Consider the following 19,442-nt stretch of genomic DNA (forward strand, 5'->3'; position numbering starts at 1 on the left):
CTTTCGTCCGGGGCTACCCGCAGAGCGTATCGAGCCCGCACGTACAGTGCCGGCATGAGCGATGTGAGCGACGTGCTGCACGTGAAGGGGCGGGTACTGGTCGGGCCCGACGAGGTCCGCGACGAGCTGTGGGTCGTCGGCGGCCGGATCTCCTACGAGCGCCCGCGCGCGGCCCGGGAGATCACCACGATGACCGGCTGGGCCCTGCCCGGGCTGGTCGACGCGCACTGCCACGTGGGGCTGGACTCCCACGGGCCGGTCGACGCCGAGACCGCCGAGCGCCAGGCCCTGACCGACCGGGACGCCGGGACCCTCCTCATCCGCGACGCCGGATCCCCCTCCGACACCCGCTGGATCGACGACCGCGCGGACCTGCCGAAGATCATCCGGGCGGGCCGGCACATCGCGCGGACCCGTCGCTACATCCGCAACTACGCCCACGAGATCGAGCCCGCCGACCTCGTCGCGTACGTCGGCCGCGAGGCCGTGCGCGGCGACGGCTGGGTCAAGCTGGTCGGCGACTGGATCGACCGCGAGGCCGGGGACCTGACGGCCTGCTGGCCGCGCGCCGAGGTGGAGGCCGCGATCGCCGAGGCGCACCGGCTGGGCGCCCGGGTCACGGCGCACTGCTTCGCCGAGGACTCGCTGCGCGACCTGGTCGAGGCGGGCATCGACTGCATCGAACACGCCACCGGACTCACCGAGGACACCATCCCGCTGTTCGCGGAACGCGGCGTCGCGATCGTCCCGACCCTGGTGAACATCGCCACCTTCCCGAAGATGGCGGCGGGCGGCGAGGCGAAGTTCCCGCGCTGGTCGGCGCACATGCGAAGGCTCCACGAGCGGCGCTACGACACCGTGCGCGCCGCCTACGACGCGGGGATCCGGGTGTACGTCGGCACCGACGCCGGGGGTTCCCTGCCGCACGGGCTGGTCGCGGCCGAGGTCGCGGAGCTGGTCAAGGCCGGGATCCCGCCGCTGGACGCGCTCTCGGCGACCACCTGGGCGGCGCGCGAGTGGCTCGGCAGGCCCGGCCTGACCGAGGGGGCGCCCGCCGACCTCGTGGTCTATGCCGCCGACCCGCGGGCCGACGTACGGGCGCTCGCGCAGCCCCTGCGGGTCGTGGTGAACGGCACCGTCCAGGCTTGAGCGAGTCGTTGACGCCGCGTGACATCCGGCGTCCCGAGGCCGTTAGAGGGGGTCGCGTTCACCGGATGTCCGCGAAAGGAGAGAACTCGCGTTCCTCCTGAGGCGTAGAAATTCGAATGTATGCGTGGAAACCACCCTTTGGGGTGAAGTCACGTCAGGTGTCTGTCCATTCACCCACAGTGCGTAAAGATTCCGGGGACGAAGGCCGTCGGCGCACGCGATGTCCCCCATGGCGGCGCGACGGCACCCATCTCCCCGGGGGTTCCACCACCTTGAACAGCACTACCTTCCGCATGCCCGCGGCCGTCCTGCTCGCCACGGGAGCGGTAGCCCTGCTCACCGCTCCGCCCGCCTCCGCCACGGGAGGCGGCAGCGCCGGGGGCGAGGGCAAGGCCGGCGCCGTCGTCCTGCGCACCGGACTGGACGTGGGCCTGCTCAACAAGACCGTGCACGTCCCGCTGAAGGCGACCCTCAACGAGGTCAACGCCCCCGCGACGGCCGAGAAGACGGCGCTGACGGTCACTCTGGACGGCGTCGAGGGCGGTACGCCGGTCAGCGTGCTCCGCGCCGACGTGGCCACATCCAAGGCGACCGCCGACAAGACCCGGGCCGAGGCACAGGCCCACCTCGCCAAGGCCCGCGTGCACGTGCCGGGCCTGCCGGCGCTCTCGCTCATCGAGGTCGAGGAGGTCACCAGCAAGGCCGTGTGCGAGGCGGGCAAGCAGCCGGTGGCCACCTCCAACGTCCTGGGGACGGTGACCGCGCTCGGCAAGAAGACCACCCTGTCGGCGGGCGGCCCCACCAAGGTCGAGGTGCCGGGCGTGGGCCTGGTCAGCCTCGAACTGTCCGGCACGCAGACCACCTCCACGACCGCCGCGGCGGCTGCGCTGCGCCTGAAGGTGTCGGTGAACCCGCTCAAGCTGAACGTGGCCGAGGTGGAGGGCGAGATCGTCCTCGCCGAGGCGCACTGCGAGTCCCCGGCGGCCCCCGCTCCCGCCCCGTCCGCGAAGCCCGACGTCAAGCCGCAGGCCGGGGCGGGCAGCGGCACCGGCTCCGCCGTCACCACCGATGCCAACCTGGCCGAGACGGGGGGCGGTTCGCTGACCCCGTACGTCGCGGGCAGCGCGCTGGTCCTGCTCGGGATCGGCGGGGGCGCGCTCCTCGTGACCCGGCGGGGCCGGACCTCGTAGTCCGCCGCCGCGAGAGCCGCTGCCCGTGGAGCACCCGGAGGGGAGTGCTCGGCGGGTGGCGTGCTCGGCGGCGTGCCTCAGCGGGTCAGCAGGTCAGTGGGTGGCGTGCTCCAGGCCCTGTCCGCCCGCGCCGCGGGACAGTACGGCCTCGGTCACCTGCTGATCGATCCGGGCGTACTCGCTCCGCTTGGCGGCCGGGAGCGTGTCGTCGGAGGCCGCGCAGGAGGCGCAGACGACGCGGAACGGCGGCCCCATGTCCGAGAACTGCGTGAGGAACTCGGCCTTCACCACCTCCCACCGGCCCGCGTGGGCCGCCGCCGGGGCGAAGGTGAACCGGGGGACCGACGACTGGTTCCCGCGCAGCTTGTCGGCCGGCACGAAGCTGGCGACCTGGTCGCCCATGCCGAACACCACCCAGGTGCCGTTGACCTTCTCGTAGGGCTGCGGCACGTGGTTGTGCGTACCGATGATCAGATCGATGTCGGGGAGTCCGTCGGCCCCCCGGGAGGCCGTCAGCGCCTGCGCCAGCTCGCGCTGCTGCTCGTCGGGCGCGGTCTGCCACTCGGTGCCCCAGTGGACGCTGAGCACGACCACGTTCGCGCCGCCGGCCCGGGCCGCTCGGGCGTCGGCCAGGATCCGGTCCTCGTCGATCAGGTTGACGGCCCACGGCTTGCCCTCCGGGAGCGGTATGCCGTTCGTGCCGTACGTGTAGTCCAGCTGGGCGACCTTCGCGCCGCCGGCCGACATCAGCGCCGGCGCCTTGGCCTCCTGCGCGCTGCGGGCGGAGCCGACGTGCGGGATGCCGACCCGGTCGAGGTGCTCGAGCGTGCGCGCGAGGCCCTCGTAGCCGTCGTCCAGGGTGTGGTTCGAGGCGGTGGAACAACTGTCGTACCCGGCGTCCTTCAGGGCGTCGGCCAGCTGGTGCGGGGCCTTGAAGAGCGGATAGCCGGTGTAGGGGCCGCCGGGGCGGGCGTACGGTATCTCGTGGTGGCATATCGCCAGATCGGCGGCGGACACCAGGGGTTTGACCCCGGCGAGTATCTTCCGGAAGTCGTACGCGCCGGGCTGGTCCGCATCGTCCGCGGACCGCTGGATGATCGACGGGTACGGGATGATGTCGCCGGTCGCCACCAGGGTGAACGGCCGCCCGGCCAGGGGCGCGCTGCCCGGTTCGGCGGGCTCGGCGGTGGGCTCGGCGGTGGGCTCCGCCCGGAGCCGCTGCTCCGCGGAGCCCGTGTCGAGCAGCCGCGGTGCGGCGTACAACCCGCCGCCCACGACCGCCAGTCCGGCCAGCGCCACGGCTACCCGCGCGGATGCCTTCATCGCCGCCCCCTGTGGTCCGCCCGTGATGGCCATCGTAAGCGGGCCGCCCGAGGCACGCAGATCCGGCCACCCCCGCGGCTCACGGGTCCGGGGCCCCGACCCCGGACCCGGCCCCGACCCCGGACCCGGCCCCGACCCCGGACACGGCCGCGCCCCGGACCCCGCCGCGCCCCGGCCGGCCCGGGGCCGGCTCAGCGCGCGGCCAGCGCCAGCGCGTGGTCCAGGGCCTGGAGCAGCCGGCCCGTCGTCGCCCGGTCGCGCACCGCCAGCCGGAGCCAGGAGCCGTCCAGCCCCGGGAAGGTGTCCCCGCGGCGGACCGCGAAGCCCAGTGCCCGCAACCGGGTCCGCACCTGCGCGCCGCCCGCCACCCGGATCAGGACGAACGGCCCCTGCGCCGCCCCCACCACCGTGACCTCGTCGAACTCCGCCAGCCCGGCCACCAGGTGGGCGCGGTCCACCGCGATCCGCCGCGCGGCCTCCTCCGCCTCGGCCAGCGCCGCCGGAGCCATGCAGGCCTCGGCCGCCACCAGCGCCGGAGTGGACACCGGCCACAGCGGCTGCGCCCCCGCCAGCTGTGCGACGACCTGCGGCTCGGCCAGCACGTAGCCGATCCGCAGCCCCGCCAGACCCCAGGTCTTCGTCAGGCTCCGCAGGACCACCAGGCCCGGCACGTCCGTCCGGCCCGCCAGTGCCTCCCGTTCGCCCGGGACGGCGTCCATGAACGCCTCGTCCACCACCAGGATCCGGCCGGGCCGGGCCAGCGCGGCCAGCGTGGCGGCCGGGTGCAGGACCGACGTCGGGTTCGTCGGATTGCCGACGACCACCAGGTCCGCGTCCTCCGGCACCGCCGCCGGGTCCAGCCGGAACCCGTCCGCAGCACTCAGCACCACCCGGTCCACCCGGTGGCCCGCGTCCCGCAGGGCCGCCTCCGGTTCGGTGAACTGCGGATGGACCACGACCGGCCGTACGGCGTCCAGCGCCCGGGCGATCAGTACGAACGCCTCCGCGGCCCCGGCCGTCAGCAGCACCCGCTCGACCGGCAGCCCGTGCCGGTCGGCAACCGCGGCGCGGGCGGCCCGGCCGTCGGGATAGGCGGCGAGGTCCCCGAGGGAGGCCGCGATCCGCTGCCTCAGCCACTGCGGGGGCGTGTCCGCCCGTACGTTGACCGCGAGGTCGACCAGGTCGGCCCCCGCGTCGATCACCTCCGCGTCGCCGTGGTGGCGCAGGTCGTGGGCCTGCGCCGTGGCCACCGCGCAGGTCGCGGCCACCGACCGCCGCTTCGGCACGAGGAGCTCACCGCCGGCCGCGAGCGCCGCGGCCTCCGCCACCGAGGGAGTTCCGGTGACGGTGCGCGTCGCCTCCGACGGATGCGGCACGGTGATCGCGGCCAGCTGTGCGGCGGGATAGCCGATGAGGGGGACGCCGAATCGTTTCGCCGCACCGGCCAGCCCCACCTCCTGCGCCTTGGAGTCCACCGTGGCCAAGGCCGTCACCGCCGCCGAAGCCAGTCCGGCCCCCCGCAGCGTCTCCTCGACCAGGGCGCAGACCTCCGCCACGGACACCCCCGCACGTCCGCCGACCCCGACCACCAGCTGCGTCACGTACTCGCCCACCGGGGCCCTCCCTCCGTAGTCACCGTCAACAGTCCGCCGCCCGCCACCCCGGCGCGGACGTGCGCGCGGGCCGGGGAATCGGTATTCAGGGGCACATGGCCGTGATCGTGGCACTGGGCGCGTTCCTGATGACCCTGGCGGGCGGATGGACGGCGCAGCGCGTCACCGACCGCCGTCACCTCGTGCTGGGGCTGGCGGGCGGGCTGATGCTCGGCGTCGTCGGCCTCGACCTGCTTCCCGAGGCCCTGCACGCCGCCGGCACCGAGGTCTTCGGCGTGCCGCTCGCCCTGCTGCTGTTCGTGGCCGGATTCCTCGTCGCGCACGTCGTGGAACGGCTGCTCGCCGTGCGCCAGGCCGCCCACGGAGCGGAGGACGGCGCCCGGGTCCCGCAGGTCGGGCTCACCGCGGCCGCCGCGATGGTCGGCCACAGCCTCGCGGACGGCGTGGCCCTCGGGGCCGCGTTCCAGGTCGGCGGGGGGATGGGCGTGGCGGTGGCGCTGGCCGTCATCACCCACGACTTCGCCGACGGGTTCAACACGTACACGCTCACCAGCCTGTACGGCAACGCCCGCCGCAAGGCGCTGATGATGCTCTTCGCGGACGCCGCCGCCCCCGTGGTGGGCGCGGCGTCCACGGTGCTGTTCACCCTTCCGGAGGAACCGCTCGGCGCGTACCTCGGATTCTTCGGCGGGGTGCTGCTGTACCTGGCGGCCGCCGAGATCCTGCCCGAGGCGCACCACGAACACCCCGCCCTGTCCACGCTGATGTGCACGGTGGGCGGGGTGGCCGGAATCTGGCTCGTGGTGGGCCTCGCGGAGTGATCTCACGGCCGGGCCGCCGCCCCGGCGAAGCGCAGGGCGACGGAGGGCTCCGCGGCCCAGTGCGTGTGCAGGTAGCTGGCGTGCACGCCGCTGCGTACGAAGCCCTCGACGCGGCGTTCCGGATGCGTGAAGCCCCACGCGGGGCCCGCGGGGGCCGTACCGGCGCCGGGTTCGACCACGGTCCGGTGGAACTCGTGCCCGCGCAGCCGGGTCCCCGCGGGGGCGAGCGAGCTGTCGGACACCGCCACGGCCTCGCGGTAGCCCAGGGTCAGGCGCTCCGACATCCGGGCGTCGGCGTCGAGCACCCCGCACATGGGCTTCCCGTCCAGGGACCGCGCCAGGTAGAGCAGCCCGGCGCACTCGGCGGCGACGGGTCGCCCTTGCGCGGCGAAGCGGGCCACGGCCTTGCGGAGCGGCTCGTTGGCGGACAGTTCGGGCGCGTACACCTCGGGGAACCCGCCGCCGATCACCAGGCCGGCGGCTCCCTCGGGGAGGGCCTCGTCCCTGAGCGGGTCGAAGGCGACGACCTCCGCTCCGGCGGCGATGAGCAGCTCGGCGTTCTCGGCGTACGAGAACGTGAACGCGGCCCCGCCGGCCATGGCGATGACGGGCCGTCGGTTCGGCGCGGCGCCGTTGCCCTGCTGGTCGGGCGCTGCGCGCACTTCCCGGCTTACGCCGGCCGAATCCAGCCCCGCCGGCGTGTGAGGCGCGGGGTCTGGAGCGGCGCCCCGGCTACGCGCCAGCGCAGTCGCCGGGGACCAGGCTTCGCAGGACAGCGCCGGGGCCGTACGGGCCAGGGCCATCAGCGCGTCCAGGTCGCAGCCGGCCCGGACCTGCGCGGCGAGGGCCGCCACCGCGGCCACCGCATCGGCCCGCCGCTCGGCGACCGGCACCAGGCCCAGGTGCCGGGACGGCGCCGCCACCTGCGGAGCCCGCCGCAGCACGCCGAGCACCGGCGTGCCCGCCTCCTCCAGTGCCTCCCGCAGCATCACCTCGTGCCGGTCGGAGCCCACCTTGTTCAGGATCACGCCCCCGAGCCGCACCTGCGGGTCGAAGGACGCGAAGCCGTGCACCAGCGCCGCCACCGACCGCGACTGCGAGGAGGCGTCGACGACCAGGACCACCGGAGCCCGCAGCAGCTTCGCCACCTGCGCCGTGGACGCCAGTTCACCGCGGCCCGCAGCACCGTCGTACAGGCCCATCACGCCCTCCACCACCGCGAGGTCGCACCCGTCCGCCCCGTGTGCGAACAGTGGAGCGATCAGCTCCGGCCCGCACATGAAGGCGTCGAGGTTGCGGCCCGGGCGGCCGGTGGCCAGCGCGTGGTAGCCTGGGTCGATGTAGTCCGGCCCGGCCTTGTGCGGGGACACGGTGAGGCCGCGCTCCGAGAAGGCCGCCATCAGACCCGTGGCGACGGTGGTCTTGCCGCTGCCGGACGACGGCGCGGCGACGACCAGCCGGGGAACGTTCACGGACGTCACCACTCGATGCCTCTCTGGCCCTTCTGGCCCGCGTCCATCGGGTGCTTGACCTTGGTCATCTCGGTGACGAGATCCGCGAACTCCAGCAGTTTCTCCGGCGCGTTGCGGCCCGTGATCACCACGTGCTGGGTACCGGGACGGTTCCGCAGCACCTCGATGACCTCGTCGACGTCGATCCAGCCCCAGTGCATCGGGTACGCGAACTCGTCGAGCACGTACAGCTTGTGCGTCTCGGCCGCCAGGTCACGCTTGACCTGCTCCCAGCCCTCCTTGGCCGCCTGCTCGTTGTCGAGCTGCGCGTCCCGCTGGACCCAGGACCAGCCCTCGCCCATCTTGTGCCAGACGACGGAGCCGCCCTCGCCGGAGGCGCCGAGCACCTTGAGCGCGTTTTCCTCGCCGACCTTCCACTTCGCGGACTTGACGAACTGGAACACCCCGATCGGCCAGCCCTGGTTCCAGGCGCGCAGCGCCAGCCCGAAGGCCGCCGTGGACTTGCCCTTGCCGGGGCCGGTGTGGACGAAGACGAGCGGACGGTTGCGGCGCTGGCGCGTCGTGAGCCCGTCGTCCGGAACGACGGTCGGCTGTCCCTGCGGCATTACGCGGCCCTCCTGGGGGAGTCGGTTGCGGAAGATGTCACTGCGGTACGTACGTTCTTCACGAGCCCGGCCAGCGAGTCGGCCCGCAGCCCGTCGAGGGTGACGGCGGGCCCCCCGAGATCGGCGGCCAGTACGCCCGCCAGCCCCAGCCGGACCGGCCCGGTCTCGCAGTCCACGACCACGGACGCCACGCCCGCGGCCCGGAGCAGCCGGGCGCTGCGCCCCGACAGCTCGCGCGGGTCGCCGCCGACGGCCCCGGCCGAGGTCGCCCGCCCGTCGGTGACGACCACGAGCAGCGGCCGTCGGGACGGGTCCCTGAGCCGCTCGATGCGCAGCACCTCGTGGGCCTTCAGCAGCCCGGCGGCCAGCGGGGTGCGGCCGCCGGTCGGCAGCTGCTCCAGCCGGGCCGCGGCCGCGTCCACCGAGGAGGTGGGCGGCAGTGCCAGCTCGGCCGCGGCCCCGCGGAAGGTGATCAGGCCGACCTTGTCCCGGCGCTGGTAGGCGTCCAGGAGCAGCGACAGCACGGCGCCCTTGACCGCGCTCATTCGCTGCCGGGCTGCCATCGAGCCCGAGGCGTCGACGACGAAGAGGACGAGGTTGCCCTCGCGGCCCTCGCGCGTCGCCTGGCGCAGGTCGTCCTTGCGGATCACCAGGCCGCGCCCGTTGCGGCCGCGCGCCTTCTGGTGCGGGGCGGCCGCGTGCACGGTGGCCGTCAGGTGCAGCTTCGTCAGCTGGCCGCCGGGGCGCTGGGCGCCCGTGGTCCGGCCGTGGGCGGTACGGGCCCGCGAACGCCGCCCGGCGGCGCCCTCGCCGAGGCCGGGCACGCTCAGCATCTTCGTGCGGAACGGCTCCGCGGCCCGCACGGCGGCCTGTTCGGGGCCGCCGGCTCCCCGGGAGGAGGGCTGCGGGGCCTCGGGCGCCTCGGCGGGCTCGGGGCCCTCGGGGTTCTCGGCGCTCTCCGTGCCCGCCGCGGGCGCGTCGGCCCCCGACTCGGGTCCCGAACCCTGCGGGGGCACGCCGCCGCCGTCGGGTCCGCCGTCGCCGCCGTCGTCCGGGCCCTGCGGCTCCGGGTCGGGCTCGTTCTCCGGTTCGTCGTCCGGGAACTGGTCGAGGATCTCGTCGAGCTTGTCCTCGTCGAGGCCCGGCGCGTCGAAGGGGTTGCGCCGCCGCCGGTGGGGGAGCGCCAGCAGCGCGGCCTGCCGCACGTCCTCCTTGAGCACCTCGGTCCGCCCGGCCCAGGCGGCCAGCGCGGTCGCGGTCCGGGCCATCACGATGTCCGCCCGCATGCCGTCGACCTCGAAGCCGGCACAGGTCGCGGCGATCCGCAGCAGCGCGGTGTCCCCGAGCCGGACCTGCGGGAGCAGTGCGCGCGCCGCCACCACCCGGGCGCGGACCTCGTGTTCGTCCTCGGCCCAGCGGTGCGCGAAACCGGCCGGGTCGTCCTCGTAGGCCAGCCTGCGGCGCACGACCTCGACGCGCTGGGCGGGCTCGCGGGAGGCGGCGACCTCGACGGTGAGCCCGAAGCGGTCCAGGAGCTGCGGGCGCAGCTCGCCCTCCTCGGGGTTCATGGTGCCGACGAGCAGGAACCGTGCGGCGTGCCGGACGGAGACCCCCTCCCGCTCCACGTACGAGGCACCCATCGCTGCCGCGTCCAGCAGGAGGTCGATGAGGTGGTCGTGGAGCAGGTTGACCTCGTCGACGTACAGGATGCCGCGGTGCGCGTCGGCGAGCAGGCCCGGCTCGAAGGCCTTCACGCCCTCCGCCAGGGCCCGTTCGATGTCGAGGGCCCCGACGAGCCGGTCCTCGGAGGCGCCGACGGGCAGTTCCACCATGCGGGCGGGCCGGGCGGCGCCGGGCCCGGGCTCGTGCGGGCCGTCCGGGCAGGCCGGGTCGGGTGCGGCCGGGGCGCACGAGAACCGGCACCCGGGGACCACGTCGACCTGCGGGAGCAGCGCGGACAGCGCGCGCACCGCGGTGGACTTGGCGGTGCCCTTCTCACCGCGCACGAGCACCCCACCGACGGCGGGGCTGACGGCGTTGAGCAGCAGCGCCAGGCGGAGGTCGGACTGGCCGACGACCGCGGTGAACGGGTAGGGCGTGCTCACGTGTGGCTCACTCCTTGGTGTGGTGCGGTTGGCTGCGCGGCGCGGGTGCGGGGACCGCTGCGCGGGCTGCTCCCGTACCTGGGGCTCCGCCCCGGACCCCGCGCCTCAAACGCCGGCGGGGCTGAACGATCGGGGCTCCGCCCCGGACCCCGCGCCTCGAACGCCGGCGGGGCTGAACGATCGGGGCTCCGCCCCGGACCCCGCTCCTCAAACGCCGGAGGGGCTGGATTTTGGCTGCTGCCGTCCGCCAGGTGCGGCTGGTTTGCCCGCAGGGCCCGGCCCGTCACGGCGCGCCCGGGGGGAGGAACGGGAGGCCGGCAGGGGCTCCGGTCTCGATGAGGCGCAGCAGGGCGTCCGTGTCCGCGTGCTCGGCGATCAGGTCGCCCAGCAGGTCCAGCTGCTCCTCGCGCAGGGAGGCGAAGGAGGTGTCCGGCGCCGGCACGAACCGGCGGCCCGCGGCCTCGGCGACCTCCCGCAGGAACGCCCGCCGGAAGCCGTCCGACTCCAGCGAGCCGTGCCAGTGCGTGCCCCACACCGACCCGACCCGGCACCCGTCGAGGAAGGGCTCCCCGCCCAGGACCTCGGCCACGCCGTGGTGGATCTCGTACCCCTCGACGGGCTCCCCGAGCGCCGAACCCGTCGGCCGCGCCAGGGTCTTCTCCCGCGCGAAGCGGACGCGCACGGGCAGCAGCCCGAGCCCGTCGACCGCGCCCGCCTTCGATTCGACCTCGTCCTCGATGTGCTCGCCGAGCACCTGGAACCCGCCGCAGACGCCCAGCACCGGCCGCCCCTCGGCGGCCCGCCGCGCCAGCGCGTCCGCGAGCCCCCGTTCCCGCAGCCACTCCAGCGCCTTCACCGTGCCGCGCGTCCCCGGTACGACGACGAGGTCCGCGTCGGCCAGTTCCTCCGCCCGGTCCACGAACCGCACGACCACTCCCGGCTCCGCCGCGAGCGCGTCGACGTCCGTGAAGTTCGACATCAGCGGCACCGCGCACACGGCGACCCGCAGCACGTCCTCACCCACGGGCGGAGCCACCACGGACTCCCGTACCGCTCCTCGCAGGGAGACCCGCAGCCCGTCCTCCTCGTCGATGCCCAGTCCGTGCCGGAAGGGCAGGACCCCGTAGGTGGCCCGCCCGGTCAGGCCGCGGAGCATCTCCATGCCCGGCTCCAGCAGCGAGACGTCCCCGCGGAACTTGTTGACCAGGTATCCGGCGATCAGCGACTGGTCCTGCGCCGAGAGCAGAGCCGTCGTACCGAAGAAGGACGCGAAGACCCCGCCGCGGTCGATGTCCCCGACCACGACCACCGGGAACCGCGCGGCCCGCGCGATGCCCATGTTGACGATGTCGGTCCGGCGCAGGTTGATCTCGGCCGGGCTCCCCGCCCCCTCGCAGATCACGGCGTCATACGTGCCCCGCAGCTGCTCCAGGCAGTCCGTGACGATGCCGAGCAACTGCTCCTGCCTGCCCCCGTGGTAGCCGCGTGCGCTCATCTCGCCCACCGGCTTGCCCAGCAGCACCACCTGGCTGCTGCGGTCGCTGCCCGGCTTGAGCAGGACCGGGTTCATCAGCGCGGTCGGCTCCACGCCGGCCGCCTGGGCCTGCATGGCCTGGGCGCGGCCGATCTCGGCGCCCTCCCGGGTGACGAAGGAGTTCAGGGACATGTTCTGCGCCTTGAAGGGCGCCACCTTCACGCCCTGGCGGGCCAGCCAGCGGCAGATGCCCGCCGTGACCACGCTCTTGCCCGCGTCCGATGTGGTTCCGGCGACCAGCAGTCCGCCGCCCCGCTTCGCGCCGCTCATGCGCGTCCCCTCCGTGATGTACGCGAGACCAGCGTCCGGGCGGCCACACAGGCCCCGAGCGCCAGCCAGGTCACTTGCCGCGAGAGCCGTACCGCCCGCTCGATGTCCGCGACCCGAACCGGCCGCCCCGCCCCGCCGTTCAGCACCGCCCGGTGTTCGACCCGTCCCCCGTAGGCCAGGGTGCCACCCAGCCGTACGCCGAGCGCCCCCGCGAAGGAGGCCTCCACGGGTCCGGCGTTGGGGCTCGGGTGTGCGGCGGCGTCCGCGCGCCAGGCCCGTACGGCTCCCCGCCGGTCGGGTCCGGCCAGTACGGCGGCCAGCGCGGTCAGCCGGGCGCCCGGCCAGCCGGCCAGGTCGTCGAGCCGGGCCGAGGCCCAGCCGTAGCGCAGGTAGCGGGGCGACTTGTGGCCGACCATCGCGTCCAGGGTGTTCACGGCGCGGAAGGCCAGCAGCCCCGGGACTCCGGCGACGGCGCCCCACACCAGGGCCCCGACGACCGCGTCGGAGGTGTTCTCCGCGACCGACTCCACGACGGCGCGGGCCATCTGCTGCTCGTCCAGGGCGTGCGGGTCGCGCCCGCACAGGTGCGGCAGGCGCTCCCTGGCCACCTCGGCGTCCCCGGCGGCGAGCGCGCCGCCGATGGCGCGCGCTTCGCGGCCCAGCGAGGTGCCGCCCACGACGGCCCAGGTGGCGGCGGCGGTCAGGGCGATACGGGCGGCCGCGGGCCGGGAGCGCACGGCGCGGGCGCCCAGCGCGCCGACGGCGGCCGCGCCCCCGGCGCAGACCAGGGTGTGCAGGAGGCCCCGGGCGCGGTCGTCGCGCCACAGGCGGCGTTCGACGGCGGCGGCGGCCCGTCCGAAGGCGGCCACGGGGTGCCCTCGGCGCGGATCCCCGAGGATCCGGTCGCCGATCAGGCCCGCCGTGACGCCGTACGCGAAGACGCGATCGGCACGCATGGTGGCAGGTATGTCCTCACTCAGGGTCCGCGCCCTGGTTCGACGTGTCCGGCGGCGAGAGTTCCTGGCTCCCGGGTCGCACTCGGCCGAGTGCCCCGGTGACAGTGGCGGGACCGCGCCGGATTCGCACCGGACTTCCTCTCCATGCCGCCGTATTGGCTCGGGCAGTCCACCACGCACCGCGAATGCCCGTCAACTCGCCGTTGACCTGCGGCGGGGCGGGAGCGGGGCGGCGGCCGGGCCGGGCGGCGCGGTGGCGGGGCGGCGGCCAGGCCGTGGCGGGGTACGCGAAGGCTCCCCCCGGGAAACCCGGGGGGAGCCTTCACAGGTGACGCGTCAGACGACGATCAGGTAGATCCCGTACGCCACGGCCGCCGCGCAGAGCGCGAAGCAGGCGTACGCGCCGCTGCGGGCCAGGGTGGCCGCGCCGCCCTGCTCGGTGGCGGCCTCGTGCTTGGACAGGCCCACCAGGCCGAGGGTGAACAGGGCCACGAGGGCGACGGTGGCGGAGAGGCTGACCCCGAACACGGAGCCGAGTGCTTCCCAGTCGATCTTCATACCGCTGATTCCTCTGTCGTTCTCGGGGTCAGACCGCCGCGGCCGGAGCCGCAGACGCGGTCGAGGCCGGGATGGTGGCCTTGAGGTCCTCGTCGGTCACGGCGGCGGTCGTACCGGCCGCGGCGACGGTCGGCGGGACGGTGACGGCCGCGATCGCCGTGGTGACGACACCCGGCTCCTCGCCGCCGTCCGCCGGCACGTCGTTGACGTTGTGGTGGTCGACGACCTGGCGGCGCGAGACGAGCCAGATGGCGAGGCAGGAGCCGACCAGGAAGACCGTGACCGCGGCGATGCCGACGTCACCGGTGCGCATGACCAGCTCGGCGCCCGCCGAGACCAGGGCGGCGGCCGGCAGGGTCAGACCCCACGCGATGAACATGCGGGTCGCGGTGGACCAGCGGACCACACCGCCCTTGCGGCCCAGGCCCGCCCCCATGACCGCGCCGGAGCACGAGTGGGTGGTGGACAGCGAGAAGCCGAGGTTGGACGAGGCCAGGATGACCGTGGCGGCCGAGGTCTGGGCGGCGAAGCCCTGCTGCGGCTGCAGGTCGGTCAGGCCCTTGCCCATGGTGCGGATGATGCGCCAGCCGCCCAGGTAGGTGCCGAGCGCGATCGCGAGACCGGCGGAGAGGATGACCCACACCGGCGGGTTCGCGTCGGGCGCGATCGCGCCGCCCGCGATGAGCGCCAGCGTGATGATGCCCATCGTCTTCTGCGCGTCGTTGGTGCCGTGCGCGAGGGAGACGAGTCCGGCCGAGGCGATCTGACCGGCGCGGTAGCCCTTGGCCGAGGTCTTCTCGCCGACCTTGTTGCCGAACTTGTAGGTGACCTTCGTGGCCAGCATCGCCGCGGCACCGGCGACGAGCGGGGCCGCGATCGCCGGGATCAGCACCTTGGTGACGAGCGTGTCGCCGTTGACCGCGCCGAGGCCGGCGGAGGCGACCGCGGCGCCGATCAGGCCGCCCATCAGGGCGTGCGAGGAGCTGGAGGGGAGGCCGACCAGCCACGTGAGGAGGTTCCAGAGGATCGCGCCGACCAAGGCGGCGAAGATCACCTCTGGCTGGATGCCTTCCTCGTTGACCAGGCCCTTGGAGATCGTCTTGGCGACCTCCACGGACAAGAACGCGCCGACGAGGTTGAGCACGGCGGACATGGCCACCGCCGTCTTGGGTTTGAGGGCGCCGGTCGAGATGGTGGTGGCCATCGCGTTGGCTGTGTCGTGGAAACCGTTCGTGAAGTCGAACACGAGAGCGGTGATGATCACGATCCCGAGGAGAAGCGTTATGTGCTCCATTTACCCAGGCTTCTGTTTGACGTCAGTGGCACGGCGAACGTAGGCAACCTGGATGAACGGAAGGTGAACTGGCGCGGGCGTAATGGTGTCTCCGCCCGGGGCATGATCGGGTCATTCGTCCCGATTCTGCCCTTGCTGTCACGATAAATGCACGTCAAAGCGGGGTGAACGAACCCATCCACGGGGGACCTGTGACCTGCCGGCCCGCCCGCCCGGGACGCCGAAAGAGAGCGAGATCACCTCGTCGCCGGGGACGATCGGAGGGATCTCCTCCGGTGGCCCGCCGAAGCCCGCACCTCGACACTGGAGCGGTGCGTACCGCCACAGCGACGGCAGCGGCCGTCACCACGACCCTCCTGGGCGCCGGCGTGGCCGCGGTAGCGGCCGGCCGCTACGCCGCCGACGCGGCCCTGCGGCCCCGGCCCGGGCGCCCGCTGCCCGGCAGCCCGCGCCTGAGCGTCCACTCCACGGCCGCCGGCCGGGTCGTCCTGACCCGCTCGCTGGCCTCCCTGCGGCCCGGTACGTACGGGCTCGACGCCCCCGGGGTGCACGCCGTGGTCGGGCCCGTGCTCCCCGACGCCGAACACGGCCCGGACACCGTCGTACGCCGCCTCCTCGCCGTCACCCACGGCAGCCTCGACCCCGGCACCAGGGTCGCCCTGACCCCCCAGGTCCACCTCGGCAACCCGCGCACCGCCCTCGGGCTCGACCACGCCGACGTCGACGTCCCGGGGGAGCTCGGCGCCCTGCCCGCCTGGTTCGTGCCCGCGGCCCGCGACACCTGGGTCATCACCGTGCACGGGCTCGGCGCCGGCCGGGAGCACCCGATGGTGGTCATGCCCTTCCTGCACCGGTACCGGCTGCCCGTGCTGGACCTGGCCTACCGCGGCGACCTCGGCGCCCCCGCCTCCCCGGACGGCCTCGGCCACCTCGGCGAATCGGAGTGGCGCGACCTGGACGCCGCCATCCGCTACGCCCTGCGCTACGGCGCCCGCCGCGTCATCCTGCACGGCTGGTCCACCGGCGCCGCCATGGCCCTGCGCGCCGCCGAGCGCTCGGCGCTGGCCGGCCGGATCTCCGGGCTGGTGCTGGACTCTCCCGTACTCGACTGGCACGCGACCCTGCGCGCGCTCGTGGCGGCGCGCCACACCCCGGCCCCGGTGCTGCCGCTCGCGGTCCGCGCAGCCGAGAGCCGGGCGGGACTGCGCGCCGACCACCGGCCGCCGCTGGCGGACCCGGGCTCGCTGCGCGTCCCCGTCCTCGTCTTCCACGGCCCGGACGACACCCTCGCCCCCTGGGAACCCTCGCGGCGGCTCGCCGCCGCCCGCCCCGACCTCGTCACCCTGCACACCGTGCGCGAGGCCGGCCACGGCGCGATGTGGAACGCCGATCCGGCCGGGTACGAAGAGGCCCTGCGCCGCTTCCTCACCCCTCTCATGTGACCCTCCGTCCGGTCCCCGGTCCGGCCTTGGTCCGGCCCCCCCCGCCCGGCCCCCGCCCGACCTCCCGCCCGCCCCCCCGCGGCCTCTCGTCCCGCCCGTCGTGCAGCCCTTCTTGTGAAGGGGATGTGGCGGTAGGAGTCCTGCGGGCGAGTTGCCCCGGTCTGCACCTCGGGCCGGCCTTGGAAACGGCTGGTTCCGTTTGGGCTTTCGGCCAGTGACGGGCGAGACTGCTTCCGTGACGTCCCGAAAGCCTGATGAGCAGTTGGCTCGCGACTCCAGACTCCGACTCGTCTCGCCGCGTTCCGTCGCCGCGGCCCGCAAGGCGGTGACGGACCGGCGGACCCGGCCCGCTCCGAGGCCCCCGGCGGGCACACCCGCCACGGCCGACCTCGCGAACCGCGCCCGGGCCTCGCTCGCCGACGCCGTACGCCTGACCCGCTGGGCCGAACTCAACCTCGGTGCCGGCGACGGGGGCCGGCCCGCCCCCACGGGCGCCCTGCGCCCGGAGGACGTCGAACGCGCCGCCGGGGAACTGAACCTGACGCACGGCCAGATCAGAGTCGGCTGGGACCGTGCGCGGCTCGCCGGCCTCGTCGAGGTGCACGGCGGCCACGCCCGTCCCGGCTGGCGCCTGCGCGCCTGGGACCGCGACGACACCGCCGTACTGCGCGGCTGGGTCGCCCTCTTCGACGCCTGGTCCCTCGTGCACCCCGCCCCCGCCGACATCGCCCCGGCGGCCGTCGCCGAGGTCGTCGAGGCGATGCCCCAACTCCTGTCCCTGCTCCAGCTGTCGGCCGGGCCGGTGACCGTCCCCGACCTCCTCGACCTGCTCGGCCAGCGCGTCACCGAACTGCGCGACGAGCGGTGCGAGGTCCCCTACGACGCGGAGCCCGCGGCCCCGGCCGCAGCCCCGGCCGCAGCCCCGGCCGAGAACCGGCCCGTCCCGCTCGCCCGGCTGCTGCGCTGGGCGCTCGGCGGACTCGCCGCCGTGGACGCCGTCACCCTCGGCCCCGCCCGGGCCGCGCTCACCCCGCTCGGCAGCTGGGCGGTCTGGGTCAAGCTGGAGCAGATCTGCGTGGCCGCGCAGAGCCCCGCCGGGAACATCGAGCAGTCCGCCGCCGCCATGCTGCACGGCTGTGCCCGGCTCACCCCGGGCCCGGCCCGCGCCGAGTACCAGGCCTGGCTCGCCGCCCGGCCCGTCCGGCACGCCGTCAGCGAGCTCCTGCACGCCGCCCGCGGCGAGGACGCCCTGCTGCGCGGCCTCGCCTTCGAGGCGCTGCGCGTGGTCGGCGCCCCCGCCGAACCCGAGGTGCGCGCCGCCGTACGGGAACCCGCCCTGCGCCCCTACGCCCTGCTCTGGCTCGCCGAGCACGACGGGGTCGACCCCGACGAGGCGCAGGACGTGCTCACCGCCGAGGAGTCGACCTGGCTCTGGGTGGACACCGCGGCCGCCATCGCCGACCACGGCGAGGCCGACCTGCTGGCCCGCCACCTGGACTCGGCCGTCCGTACCACGGTCCCCAGGCTGCTGGACGAGGTCCGCGCGGTCGGCCATCCGCGCACCGTGCAGGTCCTGGTCGCGCTCGCGGCGGCCCACCCCGACCCGGCCCTGGCCAAGGCGGTCCGCCGGGCCGCCTTCCAGGTCCACACCGGCGGCGCGTAGCCCCGTACGCGCGTAGGCCCCCGTGACGCGCGTAGCGGGGCGGGGGCGGGGACGTACCGACGTACCCGGTGCGCGTCTCAGACCTGCGGCGCGTACGTCCCGAAGCTCCAGATGTTGCCCTCGCCGTCCCGGGCCATGTAGTCGCGGGAGCCGTAGTCCTGGTCGGTCGGCTCCATCAGGATCTGCGCGCCGTGCTCGGCGGCCCGCCGGTGGTGGGCGTCGACGTCCTCGACCACGACGTAGACCCCCGAGGGCCCGGCATCGCCCATGGCCTTGTCGAAGACCCCGCCGGTGCCCTTGCTGCCGAGCATCACCACGCCGTTGCCGTAGGCCAGCTCGGCGTGCACCACCGCGCCGTTCTCACCCTCGTACACCGCGACCTGGCTGAAGCCGAAGGCCTCGGTCAGCAGCTTGATGGCCGCCTTCGCGTCGCGGTAGACCAGCGTGGGACAGATGGACGGAACGCCTGCCATGACGATCACTCCCTCTCGTGACGGTGACCCACGTCACAGCATGGCAGGCGCCGCCGACAGTCAGCGGAAGGTGTTGCACTGGGCCATGTCGCCCGTGCGGTAGCCCTGGTAGAACCACTGCTGGCGCTGCTCCGCCGACCCGTGCGTCCAGCTCTCCGGGGTCACCCGGCCCTGGATCTTCTCCTGGATCCGGTCGTCGCCCACCGCGGCCGCCGCGTCCAGCCCGTCCGTGATGTCGGCGTCGGTGAGCGTGGTGATCAGCGGCCGGCCGGTGGACTCGTCCGGGGTCCTCGTCGCGTGGTGCGCCCACACTCCGGCGTAGCAGTCCGCCTGGAGCTCGACCTTGACGGCGTTGCTGGCCGCGCCCTGCCGCCCGTCCTGGGCCCGCTGGAGCGTTCCGGTCAGGTTCTGGATGTGGTGCCCGTACTCGTGGGCGACGACGTACGCCTGGGCGAAGGGGCCGCCGCTCGCGCCGAACTTCGTGCGCAGGTCGTCGTAGAACGCCAGGTCCAGGTAGACCCGCCGGTCGGCGGGGCAGTAGAAGGGCCCGACCGCCGAGGTGGCCGCCCCGCACGCGGTGTTCACGCGGTCCTTGAAGAAGAAGGTGGTCGCGGGGCTGTACGTACCGCCGCGCCGGGTGAACTCCTGCCTCCAGAAGTCCTGAGTGCTGTTGACCACCGCGACCAGCCGGCAGTCCTCCCGCTCGTTCGCGTCCCGCCCCTTCTTGCAGGTCTGCTCCACCTGACTGACGGAGGACGCCGCGGGCGCCGGCTCCGGGTCCCCGGAGGAGAGCCCCAGCTCCTCGGGCCCGACACCGAACAGGAGGCCCATGACCAGCGCGATCAGCCCGACGATGCCGCCGCCGATCGTGGCCCTCCCGCCCGGGACGCGGCTGCCGCGCACATCCCTGACCTCGGAAGTGTCCAGATCGGCGTCGTCGTCGAACTGCATGCCGCACCGCCCTCCAGCCGGGG

At 74.6% G+C, this 19,442-nt stretch carries 16 protein-coding genes and 1 riboswitch; of the genes, 5 read left to right on the forward strand and 11 right to left on the reverse strand.

Going from position 1 to position 19,442, the window contains the following annotated elements; translation table 11 throughout:
* The first annotated feature begins 54 nt into the window (after nucleotides 1-54).
* Both AB0D44_RS03640 and AB0D44_RS03645 read left to right on the forward strand, forming a co-directional pair.
* On the forward strand, nucleotides 55-1,149 hold the full coding sequence (locus AB0D44_RS03640; protein WP_362583747.1) for an amidohydrolase family protein: 1,095 nt from the start codon (nucleotides 55-57) through the stop codon (nucleotides 1,147-1,149).
* Nucleotides 1,150-1,421: 272 nt separating this feature from the next.
* Nucleotides 1,422-2,339: an SCO1860 family LAETG-anchored protein gene (locus tag AB0D44_RS03645; RefSeq protein WP_362583750.1), complete on the forward strand. Its 918-nt coding sequence runs from the start codon at nucleotides 1,422-1,424 to the stop codon at nucleotides 2,337-2,339.
* Between the two features lie 93 nt (nucleotides 2,340-2,432).
* Here the strand turns inward: AB0D44_RS03645 and AB0D44_RS03650 are convergent, their stop codons facing one another.
* Nucleotides 2,433-3,662 carry a CapA family protein gene (locus AB0D44_RS03650; protein ID WP_362583753.1) on the reverse strand — a complete coding sequence of 410 codons (1,230 nt, stop codon included), beginning with the start codon at nucleotides 3,660-3,662 and terminating at the stop codon, nucleotides 2,433-2,435.
* Nucleotides 3,663-3,853: 191 nt separating this feature from the next.
* Nucleotides 3,854-5,263 (reverse strand): Rv2231c family pyridoxal phosphate-dependent protein CobC, encoded by a 1,410-nt coding sequence (gene cobC, locus AB0D44_RS03655; RefSeq protein ID WP_362583951.1) that lies wholly within the window; start codon nucleotides 5,261-5,263, stop codon nucleotides 3,854-3,856.
* 107 nt (nucleotides 5,264-5,370) lie between these two features.
* On the opposite strand from cobC, the gene AB0D44_RS03660 reads away from it, so the two are divergent.
* Nucleotides 5,371-6,096, forward strand: a complete 726-nt coding sequence (locus tag AB0D44_RS03660; protein ID WP_362583756.1) for a ZIP family metal transporter — start codon at nucleotides 5,371-5,373, stop codon at nucleotides 6,094-6,096.
* A gap of 2 nt (nucleotides 6,097-6,098) precedes the next feature.
* On the opposite strand, the gene AB0D44_RS03665 is transcribed toward AB0D44_RS03660, so the two are convergent.
* The 7 genes from AB0D44_RS03665 to AB0D44_RS03695 form a co-directional block, all read right to left on the reverse strand.
* The gene (locus tag AB0D44_RS03665; RefSeq protein WP_362583758.1) at nucleotides 6,099-7,568 is read right to left on the reverse strand and encodes a cobyrinate a,c-diamide synthase; all 1,470 of its coding nucleotides are present in this window, start codon (nucleotides 7,566-7,568) and stop codon (nucleotides 6,099-6,101) included.
* A gap of 5 nt (nucleotides 7,569-7,573) precedes the next feature.
* Entirely contained in the window at nucleotides 7,574-8,173 is a 600-nt protein-coding gene (gene cobO, locus AB0D44_RS03670; RefSeq protein ID WP_362583761.1) for a cob(I)yrinic acid a,c-diamide adenosyltransferase, read from the reverse strand.
* On the reverse strand, nucleotides 8,173-10,278 hold the full coding sequence (locus AB0D44_RS03675) for a putative cobaltochelatase (protein ID WP_362583764.1): 2,106 nt from the start codon (nucleotides 10,276-10,278) through the stop codon (nucleotides 8,173-8,175). Before AB0D44_RS03675 ends, cobO begins: the two co-directional genes overlap by 1 nt.
* Before the next feature lie 283 nt (nucleotides 10,279-10,561).
* Nucleotides 10,562-12,082, reverse strand: coding sequence for a cobyric acid synthase (locus AB0D44_RS03680; protein ID WP_362583767.1), 1,521 nt, complete (start codon nucleotides 12,080-12,082; stop codon nucleotides 10,562-10,564).
* A complete protein-coding gene (locus AB0D44_RS03685; RefSeq protein WP_362583769.1) occupies nucleotides 12,079-13,038 on the reverse strand; it encodes a cobalamin biosynthesis protein in 960 nt (319 codons plus the stop codon). Before AB0D44_RS03685 ends, AB0D44_RS03680 begins: the two co-directional genes overlap by 4 nt.
* Nucleotides 13,039-13,096: 58 nt before the next feature.
* A riboswitch (cobalamin riboswitch) is annotated at nucleotides 13,097-13,180 on the reverse strand.
* A gap of 194 nt (nucleotides 13,181-13,374) precedes the next feature.
* A complete protein-coding gene (locus AB0D44_RS03690) occupies nucleotides 13,375-13,596 on the reverse strand; it encodes a hypothetical protein (protein ID WP_362583772.1) in 222 nt (73 codons plus the stop codon).
* Nucleotides 13,597-13,624: 28 nt separating this feature from the next.
* On the reverse strand, nucleotides 13,625-14,890 hold the full coding sequence (locus tag AB0D44_RS03695; protein ID WP_362583775.1) for an inorganic phosphate transporter: 1,266 nt from the start codon (nucleotides 14,888-14,890) through the stop codon (nucleotides 13,625-13,627).
* Nucleotides 14,891-15,201: 311 nt separating this feature from the next.
* Between AB0D44_RS03695 and AB0D44_RS03700 the strand changes: the two genes are divergently transcribed.
* Both AB0D44_RS03700 and AB0D44_RS03705 read left to right on the forward strand, forming a co-directional pair.
* Nucleotides 15,202-16,332 carry an alpha/beta fold hydrolase gene (locus AB0D44_RS03700; RefSeq protein WP_362583778.1) on the forward strand — a complete coding sequence of 377 codons (1,131 nt, stop codon included), beginning with the start codon at nucleotides 15,202-15,204 and terminating at the stop codon, nucleotides 16,330-16,332.
* 325 nt (nucleotides 16,333-16,657) lie between these two features.
* Nucleotides 16,658-17,995 carry a hypothetical protein gene (locus tag AB0D44_RS03705; RefSeq protein WP_362583954.1) on the forward strand — a complete coding sequence of 446 codons (1,338 nt, stop codon included), beginning with the start codon at nucleotides 16,658-16,660 and terminating at the stop codon, nucleotides 17,993-17,995.
* A gap of 77 nt (nucleotides 17,996-18,072) precedes the next feature.
* Here the strand turns inward: AB0D44_RS03705 and AB0D44_RS03710 are convergent, their stop codons facing one another.
* Both AB0D44_RS03710 and AB0D44_RS03715 read right to left on the reverse strand, forming a co-directional pair.
* Nucleotides 18,073-18,468 (reverse strand): VOC family protein, encoded by a 396-nt coding sequence (locus AB0D44_RS03710; RefSeq protein WP_362583781.1) that lies wholly within the window; start codon nucleotides 18,466-18,468, stop codon nucleotides 18,073-18,075.
* A 60-nt stretch (nucleotides 18,469-18,528) separates the two neighbouring features.
* Nucleotides 18,529-19,419, reverse strand: a complete 891-nt coding sequence (locus AB0D44_RS03715; RefSeq protein ID WP_362583784.1) for a neutral zinc metallopeptidase — start codon at nucleotides 19,417-19,419, stop codon at nucleotides 18,529-18,531.
* Between the last annotated feature and the right edge of the window lie 23 nt (nucleotides 19,420-19,442).

Origin of the sequence: Streptomyces sp. NPDC048349 (assembly GCF_040651925.1) — a bacterium.
In the GTDB taxonomy this organism is placed as follows: Bacteria; Actinomycetota; Actinomycetes; order Streptomycetales; family Streptomycetaceae; genus Streptomyces.

What these genes read in the sequence shown, in the direction of transcription:
- AB0D44_RS03660 (WP_362583756.1), top strand. Translation starts at nt 5,371, where the DNA reads ATGGCCGTGATCGTGGCACTGGGCGCGTTCCTGATGACCCTGGCGGGC.
- cobO (WP_362583761.1), bottom strand. Translation starts at nt 8,173, where the DNA reads ATGCCGCAGGGACAGCCGACCGTCGTTCCGGACGACGGGCTCACGACG.
- AB0D44_RS03695 (WP_362583775.1), bottom strand. Translation starts at nt 14,890, where the DNA reads ATGGAGCACATAACGCTTCTCCTCGGGATCGTGATCATCACCGCTCTC.
- AB0D44_RS03680 (WP_362583767.1), bottom strand. Translation starts at nt 12,082, where the DNA reads ATGAGCGGCGCGAAGCGGGGCGGCGGACTGCTGGTCGCCGGAACCACA.
- AB0D44_RS03640 (WP_362583747.1), top strand. Translation starts at nt 55, where the DNA reads ATGAGCGATGTGAGCGACGTGCTGCACGTGAAGGGGCGGGTACTGGTC.
- AB0D44_RS03685 (WP_362583769.1), bottom strand. Translation starts at nt 13,038, where the DNA reads ATGCGTGCCGATCGCGTCTTCGCGTACGGCGTCACGGCGGGCCTGATC.
- AB0D44_RS03710 (WP_362583781.1), bottom strand. Translation starts at nt 18,468, where the DNA reads ATGGCAGGCGTTCCGTCCATCTGTCCCACGCTGGTCTACCGCGACGCG.
- AB0D44_RS03650 (WP_362583753.1), bottom strand. Translation starts at nt 3,662, where the DNA reads ATGAAGGCATCCGCGCGGGTAGCCGTGGCGCTGGCCGGACTGGCGGTC.
- AB0D44_RS03715 (WP_362583784.1), bottom strand. Translation starts at nt 19,419, where the DNA reads ATGCAGTTCGACGACGACGCCGATCTGGACACTTCCGAGGTCAGGGAT.
- AB0D44_RS03690 (WP_362583772.1), bottom strand. Translation starts at nt 13,596, where the DNA reads ATGAAGATCGACTGGGAAGCACTCGGCTCCGTGTTCGGGGTCAGCCTC.